We start from the raw sequence: 10,900 nt of genomic DNA on the forward strand, positions 1-10,900 counted from the left end.
GGGTTAAATCTCCCTCAGCCACTCACCGAGCCGCTTACCGAAGCTGCGCGCGTGGTGGGTCAGCATGCCCAGCTGGGTGTCGGTGGCGAAAATGCCCATGACCAGGTGGCCGATCGGCTCGTGCTCGATCCTCACCAGTGCCATGAGGTTGTCACCGGGGAGCTCAACGATGACGCTGGTGCTGTGCTCATCACCCAAGACCGGGTCAATGACCTTCGCGTGGGCGGCGGCCACACCGAACATCGACGAGTTGAGCGCCGTGATACGCGATGCGTCGATGCCGTCTTTCAAGCCGATGGAGCACACATGCAGGCCGTCACCGGTGCCGAGGACCACCGAGTGCACACCGGGCACCTCGTTGCGCAGATTCGACATGATCGGCAAGCACGCCTTTGCCAAGTCGCTGGTGGAAAAATCTGTGCCGCGCACGCGACGGTGGCGTCCAATCTGGGTGGACCACTCGTCGACGCCAGCCGTATCGTCGTCTGCGATTTCGGCATCTACTATGTCCGCGTCCGCTATTCGGGCATTAGCGTCCACGTTTCGGTAGAAATTCGCGTCGGGGTTCACAACGTTATTGTCGCCGGGAAAGCGGCGGTTATTCAAGTAAGGGTTCGGTTCGCTCATGGAATTCGCATCGGAGGTCAAGGGATAAGGTGCGTAGTGCTGGGTGAACGTCATGCTGTGGCTCCCACTCGGTTCAAGGCTGCGTCCACAACAGCCGCTACGTCGCCCGCCTTGCGGGGATCAGCGGACATGATCGGCACATCGGGGAAACCGAATGCCGGGATGAGGTGGCGCAACTCGGTCACCGGATCAGGCTGGCCCGGCTCTTTGAAGTTCACCGCGACGACGACGCGGTTCGTCGCCTTCATGTCGTGGATAGCCATGATCCACTCACTAACCTGGTCTTCAAGCAGGTGCTCGTAGCCGAACAGCCAGAGAACCAACCCGGCCTCCGGGTTCATCGCCGGCCCGCGGGCGGCCTGGAAGCGTTCCTGCCCAGGGGTTCCGTAGAGGCCGATGGTGCGGCCGTCGGGACGGTGCCACATTCCAAAATCGATGCCCACGGTGGTCGTCGTTTTAGTGTGCACGTAGAAGTCATCCGATGCTGCTGCGTACACCTCCGTTTGAACGGGCGCAAGCGTCGACAGAGTAGAGATCGCGGTCGTCTTTCCTACTCCCACGGGCCCTAAGAAAACGACCTCACGGTCGACATAAGATCCGACCAGGGCTTCCTTCTCCCACGGCTGCTCTACTTTGGTAGCGCGGCGCGGTCGGTTCACGTCACCAGTTTGACGCCGGTGAACGCCTGCGTACTCTTCCACGGCATTTATCTCCTTGCTTTCTCAACCTAACATTTGTTGTCGCGTCATCATAGGGGTAGCCGCTTTACCCTATTTCTTCCAAATCGCTGTGCGACACTCCCTAGATTGCCGATAATAATGTAACCTACAGAGAAGTAAAGTGACTTTTCTGCTTGATGTGGAAAACCAGGAGTTACTTTCAGTATTGGGTTTCCTCCAAGTTGAGTGCTAACTTTCTCGATTGGATTTCCCGCAAGTACAAACAGATAGGAAGAACATGTCCCACCAAGAAACTCTGAACAACTACCTCAATGAGATCGCCAGCGACCTCGGCGGCTTCATCGGCGCATCGATCGTCGACCTGGACACCGGCATGTCCCTGGCCACCAACTCCCGTTACCCGAACTTCGACCTTGACGTCGCAGCGGCCTACAACTCTGAGATGGTCAAGTCCAAGTTCAAGGCAATGGACGCTTTGAGCATCTCTCGCACTAACCTGCAGGACATGCTGCTTACCCTGAACGACCAGTTCCACCTGATCAAGATGCTGGACAACAACCTCTTCGTGTACGTGGCTGCGTTCTCGGACCAGACCAACCTCGCGCTGATGCGCAACGTGGTCAAGTCCGGCTTGAACAAGCACGGCCTCTCCTGAAGAGCTCGCACTGATAGCGGAGAAGACCCGCCCGCAGGCCAGCCTTTGTGGTCCGTGATCGCGTCCCACCCTTCATCCATGGACTTCGCGCAGCTGCGCGCCATCCAGCCCATGCCTGTGGAGGGCGACCTCCTCTTCGCCGTCAGTGCTGCTGACGCGGAGACTGATCCGCACACCTGAAGAACACCACAAAACCCACGGTTGGGAACAGTTCGCCGAACTGCCCGCCGTGGGTTTTGTCTTGCCCGGGGGCGTAAGCGCCCCAGCCGCTTAAGCCCCTTGCGCGATCTGCGCGGACTTCTGGGCGATGGCCAGCTCCTCGTTCGTCGGAACCACGAGGACCTTGGTAGCGGAGTCGTCGGTGGAGATGATACGGGCGTCGCCGCTCTCGGCATTCTTCGCCTCATCTAGCTTCACGCCGAAGCCCTCGAGATTTGCCAGCGCGTCGGCACGAGCCTGAGAGTCGTTCTCGCCGACACCGGCGGTGAAGGTGATGGCGTCAACACGGCCCAGGGCGATCATGTAGGCACCGATGTAGCGGCGCAGACGGTGGATGTAGACGTCGTAAGCCAGCTTCGCCTCGGCGGAGCCTTCCTCGATCATGGTGTGCAGCTCGCGGAAGTCGTTGACACCGGAGATGCCCTTCACGCCGGAGCCGCGGTTGAGCAGGTTATCGATCTCGTCAATGCTCATGCCGGCCTGGCGGTAGAGGTGGAAGATGACACCCGGGTCGATGTCGCCGGAGCGGGTACCCATGACCAGGCCTTCGAGCGGGGTGAGGCCCATGGTGGTGTCGATCGGCTGGCCGCCGCGCACAGCGGAGACGGACGCACCGTTGCCCAGGTGCAGCACGATCTGGTTAGTCTCCTCGAGGGTCTTGCCGATCAAGTCCGGAACCTGGGACGCGATGAACTCGTGGGAGGTGCCGTGGAAGCCGTAGCGGCGGATCTTCTGCTCCTTGGCCACCTCCGCGTCAATGGCGTAGGTGGCGGCGTTGGCCGGCAGGTGGTTGAAGAAGCCGGTGTCGAACACACCGATGTGCGGAATGTTCGGCAGCAGTGCGCGTGCCACCTCGATGCCGTCAATGTTGGCGGGGTTGTGCAGCGGGGCCAGTGGAATGAGGTCGCGGATCTGCTCGACCACAGTGTCGTCGATAAGCACTGGCTCGCTGAAGGTCTGACCACCGTGCACGATGCGGTGGCCCACGGCGATGATCTCCACCTGGGTCGGGCCAGCGCCGTTGGCGTCCAGCATGGCAATGGCCAGCTGCAAGCCGCCGCGGTGGTCGCGGATCGGCATGGAGGACTCTACCGCACGACCCTCGATCTTGATCTTGATGTGGCCGCTGGGTTCACCGATCTGCTCAACCAAGCCGGAGACGAACGGGGTGTCTGCGGCGGAGGCAGTCGGGTCGACGATCTGGAATTTGATCGAGGAGGACCCGGAGTTGAGAACGAGTACGTATGCCATGAGTTAGTTTGCTCCTTGTGCCTGGATAGCGGTGATTGCGACGGTGTTGACAATGTCCGGGACGGTCGCGCCACGGGACAGGTCGTTGACCGGCTTGTTCAGGCCCTGCAGAATCGGGCCGACAGCGAGCGCGCCGGCGGTGCGCTGAGCGATTTTGTAGCCGGCGTTGCCTGCCTCGAGGTCCGGGAAGATGAACACGTTGGCTTCTCCGGCGACCGGGGAGTCCGGTGCCTTCTTCTTGCCCACGCCCGGGTCGCATGCGGCGTCGAACTGCAGCGGGCCGTCGATGGCGACGTCCGGAGCGAGCTCCTTCGCCTTCGCGGTGGCCTCGACAGCGCGATCGACGTCGGGGCCGGAGCCGGAGGTGCCGGTGGAGTAGGACAAAACGGCGACCTTCGGGTCAATGCCGAACTGGGCGGCGGTCTGTGCGGAAACAGCTGCGATCTCACCGATCTGCTCAGCGGTCGGGTTCGGGTTCACGGCGCAGTCGCCGAAGGCCCATAGGCGGCCGCGCATGACCATGAGGAAGATCGAGGACACCACGGTCGCGCCCGGGGCGGTCTTGATGATCTGGAAGGACGGCTTAATAGTGTGCGCGGTGGTGTGCGCGGCACCGGATACCATGCCGTCCGCAAGCCCCTTGTGGACCATCATGGTGGCGAAGTAGGAGATGTCCTTCATGGTCTCGCGGGCTTCCTCGATGGAGATGCCCTTCTTCTTGCGCAGCTCGGCGAAGTCGGCAGCGAACTCTTCCAGCAGCTCGGAGTTGAGGTGGTCGATGATGTTCGCCTTGGACAGGTTCAGGCCCTTGCTGTCAGCGCGGCGGGCGATATCGTCGCTGTCACCCAGGATGGTGATGTCGGCGACGTCCTGCGCGAGGAGCTGATCAGCGGCCTCGAGAATGCGGTCATCCTCGCCCTCCGGCAGGACGATGTGGGAGCGCTTCTCCTTGGCACGGTTGAGCAACCAGTTCTCAAACACGGCTGCAGACATGACCTGCTCGGTCTCGGTGGTCAGCGCGGTGTTGATGGCAGCAGCGTCAACATCTGTCACCATGGCGGCGACGGTGGCGCCGAGCTCTTCGATACGCTTCTTCGCCAACTCTGCAACACCATCGGCCGCAGCGACGACGAGCACCGGAACGCCCAGCGTGGATGCGGTGTCGGCGTCGAAGTTGTAGTCACCGGTGCCGACGATCAGGGAGTCACCTGCGGACAGCAGGTCTGCGGACACGATGGCGGAAACGTCAGCCTCGTGCTCGGTGAGACGCACGGGGGTCAGGTTGGATTCCTGAGCCAGCGCATCTACGTCGATGTCGTCGAGGGTGCGGCCTACCGTGGTGATCAAAACGGACCTGTTAGCCATGGGGATCCTTTCGCGTGGGTTGTGCACATTTGACGTGCGTTGTGAGCCGTCGCGCAGTCGTCGCCGCGCGCGACATTGGTCACCAGTGTAGCCACGGCCATGGGCGCGTGCCTGAAAAAATCCGCAGGTGAAACGTGATTCACACTTATCGCGCAGCAGCAGTTCACGTGCGCACGCCGCGAGCCCCCGCTCGTTGCTTTTCGACGTCCCATCCCTCGCACCACTTAGTACGAATGCGATAGAACGAGCGGTCTAGGTATTATTAGCCAAACCGCTACACTGGCAGGTACTAATAACTATCCATCACTATCACCCCCGAGAAGGACACAGCAGTTTCTATGAGCACTCCCCAGGATTCCCTCCGCGTCGCCGTCGTCGGCTCCGGCCCGGCCGGCATCTACGCCTCCGACCTGCTGATCAAGTCTGACCTCGCCCAGTCCGGCGTGGACGTGAAGGTGGACATCTTCGAGCGCATGCCCGCCCCGTTTGGCCTGATCCGCTACGGCGTGGCGCCGGACCACCCGCGCATCAAGGGCATTATCAAGTCCTTGCACAACGTGATGGACAAGCCGGAGATTCGCCTGCTGGGCAACGTCGACGTGGGCACCGACATCACTGTCGAGGAGCTGCAGGAGTACTACGACGCCGTCATCTTCGCCACCGGCGCTGTCGCCGACCGCGACTTGAACATCCCGGGCGCGGAGCTTGACGGCCACCACGGTGCCGCCGAGTTCGTCGGGTTCTACGACGGCAACCCGGACTTCACCCGCGACTGGGACCTCACGGCTGAGAAAATCGCGATTGTCGGCGTGGGCAACGTCGCCCTGGATATTGCGCGCGTGCTGGCCAAGACTGCAGATGAGCTGCACGTCACCGAGATCCCGGACAATGTTTATGAGAACCTGGGCCGCTCCGCCGCGAAGGAGATTCACATCTTCGGCCGCCGCGGCCCGGCGCAGGCGAAGTTCAGCCCGCTGGAGCTCAAGGAGCTGGACCACTCCCCCACCATTGAGGTGATTGTGGACCCGGAGGACATCGACTACGACGAAGCGTCCGAGCAGGCCCGCCGCGACTCCAAGTCCGTTGACCTGATCTGCCAGACCCTTGAGGGTTACGCGATGCGCGACCCGAAGGGTGCCCCGCACAAGCTGTTCATCCACTTCTTCGAGTCCCCGGTGGAGATCACCGGTGAGGACGGAAAGGTCACCGGTTTTATCACCGAGCGTACGGAGCTTGACGGCAACGGTGGCGTGACCACCACCGGCGAGACCACCACCTGGGATGTCCAGGCGGTCTACCGCGCGGTCGGCTATCGTTCCGACGCTGTCAACGGTGTTCCCTTCGACGACTACAAGGCCGTCATCCCCAACGACGAAGGCCACGTGCTTACCGAGCCCGGCGGCGACATCGTCCCGGGCCTGTACGCCACCGGCTGGATCAAGCGCGGCCCCGTCGGGCTGATCGGCAACACCAAATCCGACGCCAAGGACACCACCACGATGCTTATCGACGACTTCCGCAACGGCTCCCTTGAGCTGACCGACAAGCGCGACCCCCAAGACATCCTGGACCTCCTCGCCTCCAAGAACGTCAACGCGACCACCTGGGAAGGCTGGCACAACCTCGACGCCCACGAACGCGCCCTCGGCGAGGCCGAAGGCCGCGAACGCAAGAAGGTCGTCGAATGGAACGACATGGTCACCGCCTCGCACCCGGAATACGAGATCTAGGGGTCTGCGCCGAAACTCTCTACGTGAGGTCACGGTAGCGTGGCCTCGTTTTCGTCTGTCCAGTGCCCACCCTATCTCAGCTAAAGTCAGTGGAGACAGGGGGTAAAACGTGGACCAAATAGATATCTGGCTGCGGGCAGGACAGCTGCTCGTAGCTTTCCTGGGCTTCTTAGGGCTAATTTTGACAATTCACCAAAAGACGGTGAGCGACGCTCGCGCCGAATGGTGGAAACGCTACACGTGGGCAACCGATCTGATTCGCGAGAAAGATGACCAATCGTTCCAGTTAGGCATGTTCCATCTGAACATCTTGGTCGAGAGTCCGCTGGCGACGCGCACGGAGAAGAAGATCATCCAGGATCTAGCCATTGCCGGGTCAAAGAACGATAATGGGGGCACCGACAAGGAGGCCGATGATGACTTCGAAAATGACTAAGGTTGATCGGCAGCGAGAGTGGGCGAAGCTCGCGGTTAAGGCGAGTCAGCAAACCGGCGAGCCTCTTCCCAGCGATTTTTACGAGCGTACGGGATTGCAAAATCCTGATCCGAAACCGGTTCGCAAGCGCTTCTCGCGCTTGTTCGCAAATCGGTCTCGTGCACGGTGAGTACCTTTGATCAGCGCCGGGTGTGCTGTTGATCAACGCTGAGTTAGTGGTTAGTGGTTTTCTGCCAACCGCATGCTTCGACCGTTCCTACTCAGAGGTTGTCTCTAGCCAACTGCGCCAAAAACGATTCTTACGCGGGATCACGCAAGCAACAAAACCAACTGATGCAGGGCCGGGCGGTGAAGTCACGCTATCCGTCCGCGGCGACTGGGGCCAAGTGCGTTGGATTCGTAGCCCGTCATCCCCAACGACGAAGGCCACGTGCTCACCGAGCCCGGCGGCGACATCGTCCCCGGCCTCTACGCCACCGGCTGGATCAAGCGCGGCCCTATCGGGCTGATCGGCAACACCAAGTCCGACGCCAAGGACACCACCACGATGCTTATCGACGACTTCCGCAACGGCTCCCTGGAACTGACCGACAAGCGCGACCCCCAGGACATCCTGGACCTGCTCGCCTCCAAGAACGTCAACGCGACCACGTGGGAAGGCTGGCACAACCTCGACGCCCACGAGCGCGCCGTCGGCGAAGCCGAAGGCCGCGAGCGCAAGAAGGTCGTCGAGTGGAACGACATGGTCGCCGCCTCGCACCCGGAATACGAGATCTAAGTCCCTAGTGCACTAGGATCTAAAGCAAGGTCCCGGCAACTCGCCGGGACCTTTTTCAGTAGACTTTTCTGTCCGACACGACCAGGAAAGCTAACCAGTTCGCCAGTAGCATTGCACTATGGGGAAAAACGCAGACCGTTCGGTCCGGTTGTGCTATTTGGACGAATCAGAGACTACAGATGACTCTTTCTACACTTTCGGCGCGCTGATGTGCAGTCCGGCACAAGCCGTGAACGTTGAGGAAGAGATCAATGAGCTCGGCGACCAATTGCACAGCCGTTATTCAACCGTTCTTCCAAGTCAATCAGAATTTCACGCAGTAGAGATTTTTCACGGCAAAGGCCATTGGCGACAAATCGCCATGGCCGATCGTTTCGATCTCTTCTCCGACATTGTTCAGGTCATCAAAAGGCAGAAGCCTATCTTTGTCACCCGCACGATTGACGAGAATCTCTACCGAGCACGGTATGGAACTAGGGCATTCCCACTTCATCAGCAGACCATGGGTTACATTCTCGAAGAAGTAGAGAAACAGATGCGCAAAAACTACTCCGATGAACGCGCTCTCATTTTCGCAGACGAGCACCACTCAGCTAATGACTCTCGTGCGAACCTACGAGCTGCGAGAGGAAAAGCACTCAAGGGTAAAATTAGTGTCGCCTTGGACCACATCTTTGATACCGCCTATTTTGGCCCATCCGACCACAGCCGCCTATTGCAAGCGGTCGACGTGTGTACATATTTTTACCAAAAGGGACGGTTCTCTGCCCCCATGAACAATGCTTGGGCGAGATCTCAGGTCGAGCACATCTGCTCAGAAGTGGACAGTCTTCTGGAATATGAATATGTGTGGCCCAAGCAGTAGTGAAGGCCCGAGTCCAAGGCTTATGGCCTGCAGGACCTTGAATAATACCCCCGAAATGGGCCGGAGCCGTCCCCTTTCAGGGACGACTCCTGCATGCCCGCGACGTTACACAGGACGACGCCTTTAGTCAAGACTGACACGCCGCCGGCGCTTCAACCAGTGGTAGCCGACGGTGTGCCATAGAACCCGTGTCAGACTAGAACCCGAAGAAGCTGCGGATCCCGCGCCACAGGCGAGCGAGGGCACCTTCGCTGCTGCTACTGCTGCTCTTGTCAGAGCTCCGGTTCTTGCTCTTCTCCGCAGCCTTTTCTTCCTTGGACTCCTTCTCCTGCTGCTCAGGGTCGAAGAGCTCGGACTCGGGCTGAACCTCAGGAGCACCGTTTTCCAACGGAGCTGCCTCCGGGGCGTTCGACGGCGCTTCCTCCGGTGCAGGTGCCGGCCGGACCGCACCATCCTCTACCTCGGGGGTGTCAGCTTCCGGTGCGGGAGGAACTACTCCGCCCTCTACCTCAGGGGCATTTTCGGCCGGTGCCGGCGGCACTGTGCCAGCCTCGACCTCGGGTGCGTCTGCCTCGGGAGCCGGCGGGACAGCGCCCTTGTCGGTGTCGGTGGGCTGCTGAGCGGCTGCACCGATGTGCGGGGAGTAGTTGTAGTCGTGGAAGATGATCTCGTCGGCACCCGCGTTCTTGTGCTCGCTCCTGTTGGCGCCGCTGGTCCACAAGTTGATGCGCAGCTGCTGGGTGCCGGTGTCGCGGGGGACGCGGTGGGTGGAAGTGACGTCGGAAAGCACTTGGCCTTGCTTCGTCTTCGTGATCACGCGCAGGTAGTCCTTCTCCCACTCAGCAATGGTCTGCAGGGTCTGGTGACCGGCCGGGATGTCGAACTCAGCGGGCTTGATGCGGTCCGGGCGTTGAGCCGTGTCCGGGTAGTACGTCACGCCGCCGTGCGGAAGCGGGCGGTTGACCACGCCCCAGCGGCTGATCTCGATGAAGTCGATCTCAGTGGAGCCGTGGGAGTTCTTGTGCACCTCGTCGTACTTGTTCAGCTCGAGCTCCGCCATGTCATACGGGAAGATGCCCAGCACGTTGTGCGGATCCATCTCGTTGAAATCAGCGGAGTACTCAAACGTGTAGGTGCCGTAGCCGGTGGAGTCCACAGCGTTGATCTCCACGCCGCCACGGATGCCCTCGTTGCGAATCTTCAGGTCGCCGTTGGGCAAAGGCGTTGCGCCGTTGACCCACTTCGCGCGGTTGTCAGCGGGGTCCGCCGCCTGCGGGCCACCGAAGTTCAGCTTGCCCTCCGTCTGGCGGACGGCCCACTCGCAGCCGCTCCAGTCGAACGTGGGGAAATCATAGTCAGTGCTGAAACGCCCACCAGTGCGCTGAATGTGCACCGGCACGTCCGCCTGTGCCTGGGCGGGAATTACTGCCAGCGGCGCGACAAGCGCCGCCGCCACGGTCAGGGAAACTACCTGCTTCTTCATGTTCTCTTTCTTCACACGTCGTACCTTCGCACCCAGGAGAACTGGTTGAACTGTCCCCCTGCAGTGACCACCTTCGGGATGAAACCTTAATCCCTCTCAGGAATGGTATATGTTATTCACTGTTAGGTCCACTAAGTAGTTTGACCTTGCATAATACTACGTATTTGCAGCTAGAACGTGTATGACGTTGGCGCCGATGCTTATGCGGTGCGACACGGAACGCAGATCAAAGCATGAAAAAGCGGGCTGATGCTTGGTTGCATCAACCCGCTCTTAGTTTTCGAGCGATTAGCTCTTAGCCGATGAAGTCAGCGACGTCGTCGCCCTTCTCAGTCGCACCGGACGGCACGGACTGAATCGGCTGGCGGCCTTCACCGGGGGCACCCGGCTGGCCCGTCGTGTTCACCACGCTCGGCTCGCCCGGCTCAGGCTTTTCGCCCGGCTGGTCCGGTTCACCCGGCTTACTTGGCTCACCTGGTTTACCCGGCTCACCTGGCTTGCCCGGTTCACCCGGCTTACCCGGAACCGGCGGGTTCGGGTTAGAGGAGCCCGAGTCCTTACCAAACAGCCAGATCAAACCCGGAACAACCGGAACCAAAAGCAGGAGCCACCACAGCTTCTTCTTGTCCCCGGAGCTACCCGGGTTCTCTGGCGTTTCACCAGGGGTGGTGGTCTCAGAAGTGGTCGTCTCCGACGTGGTGGTTTCCTCAGAGGTAGTGGTCTCCTCCGAGGTAGTGGTTTCCTCAGAGGTAGTGGTCTCCTCCGAGGTAGTGGTTTCCTCAGAGGTAGTGGTCTCCTCCGAGGTAGTGGT

The 10,900-nt window shown here is 60.5% G+C and carries 10 protein-coding genes and 1 pseudogene; 5 read left to right on the plus strand and 6 right to left on the minus strand.

Annotated elements, in window-relative coordinates; translation table 11 throughout:
* Positions 1–3: 3 nt before the first annotated feature.
* Positions 4–681, minus strand: a complete 678-nt coding sequence (locus tag KBX18_RS08470; RefSeq protein ID WP_005288378.1) for a roadblock/LC7 domain-containing protein — start codon at positions 679–681, stop codon at positions 4–6.
* Positions 678–1,286 carry a hypothetical protein gene (locus KBX18_RS08475; protein WP_156774804.1) on the minus strand — a complete coding sequence of 203 codons (609 nt, stop codon included), beginning with the start codon at positions 1,284–1,286 and terminating at the stop codon, positions 678–680. Before KBX18_RS08475 ends, KBX18_RS08470 begins: the two co-directional genes overlap by 4 nt.
* 298 nt (positions 1,287–1,584) lie before the next feature.
* Between KBX18_RS08475 and KBX18_RS08480 the strand changes: the two genes are divergently transcribed.
* Positions 1,585–1,962, plus strand: a complete 378-nt coding sequence (locus KBX18_RS08480) for a hypothetical protein (protein ID WP_005288372.1) — start codon at positions 1,585–1,587, stop codon at positions 1,960–1,962.
* Between the two features lie 270 nt (positions 1,963–2,232).
* On the opposite strand, the gene KBX18_RS08485 is transcribed toward KBX18_RS08480, so the two are convergent.
* Together KBX18_RS08485 and pta are read right to left on the minus strand one after the other, a co-directional pair.
* On the minus strand, positions 2,233–3,432 hold the full coding sequence (locus tag KBX18_RS08485; protein ID WP_255995638.1) for an acetate kinase: 1,200 nt from the start codon (positions 3,430–3,432) through the stop codon (positions 2,233–2,235).
* 3 nt (positions 3,433–3,435) lie between these two features.
* Positions 3,436–4,797 carry a phosphate acetyltransferase gene (gene pta / locus KBX18_RS08490; protein ID WP_255995640.1) on the minus strand — a complete coding sequence of 454 codons (1,362 nt, stop codon included), beginning with the start codon at positions 4,795–4,797 and terminating at the stop codon, positions 3,436–3,438.
* Positions 4,798–5,135: 338 nt separating this feature from the next.
* Here pta and KBX18_RS08495 point away from each other — a divergent pair, with 338 nt between their 5' ends.
* The 4 genes and pseudogenes from KBX18_RS08495 (at position 5,136) to KBX18_RS08510 (ending at position 8,606) form a co-directional block, all read left to right on the plus strand.
* The gene (locus KBX18_RS08495) at positions 5,136–6,527 is read left to right on the plus strand and encodes an FAD-dependent oxidoreductase (RefSeq protein ID WP_255995641.1); all 1,392 of its coding nucleotides are present in this window, start codon (positions 5,136–5,138) and stop codon (positions 6,525–6,527) included.
* Positions 6,528–6,708: 181 nt separating this feature from the next.
* Positions 6,709–6,963, plus strand: a complete 255-nt coding sequence (locus KBX18_RS08500; RefSeq protein WP_255995642.1) for a hypothetical protein — start codon at positions 6,709–6,711, stop codon at positions 6,961–6,963.
* Between the two features lie 406 nt (positions 6,964–7,369).
* Positions 7,370–7,741 (plus strand): annotated as a pseudogene (locus tag KBX18_RS08505) (pyridine nucleotide-disulfide oxidoreductase); the annotation flags it as partial.
* 118 nt (positions 7,742–7,859) lie between these two features.
* Positions 7,860–8,606 carry a DUF3800 domain-containing protein gene (locus KBX18_RS08510; RefSeq protein ID WP_255995643.1) on the plus strand — a complete coding sequence of 249 codons (747 nt, stop codon included), beginning with the start codon at positions 7,860–7,862 and terminating at the stop codon, positions 8,604–8,606.
* A 196-nt stretch (positions 8,607–8,802) separates the two neighbouring features.
* Here KBX18_RS08510 and KBX18_RS08515 read toward each other — a convergent pair whose 3' ends face one another.
* Positions 8,803–10,104 carry a hypothetical protein gene (locus KBX18_RS08515; RefSeq protein ID WP_255995644.1) on the minus strand — a complete coding sequence of 434 codons (1,302 nt, stop codon included), beginning with the start codon at positions 10,102–10,104 and terminating at the stop codon, positions 8,803–8,805.
* A 280-nt stretch (positions 10,105–10,384) separates the two neighbouring features.
* Positions 10,385–10,900, minus strand: a 516-nt coding sequence (locus tag KBX18_RS11830; protein WP_305083021.1) for a collagen-like protein, incomplete at its 5' end; no start/stop codon positions are given.

It is taken from the genome of Corynebacterium sp. CCUG 69979 (genome assembly GCF_024454095.1).
Classification (GTDB): domain Bacteria; phylum Actinomycetota; class Actinomycetes; order Mycobacteriales; family Mycobacteriaceae; genus Corynebacterium; species Corynebacterium genitalium.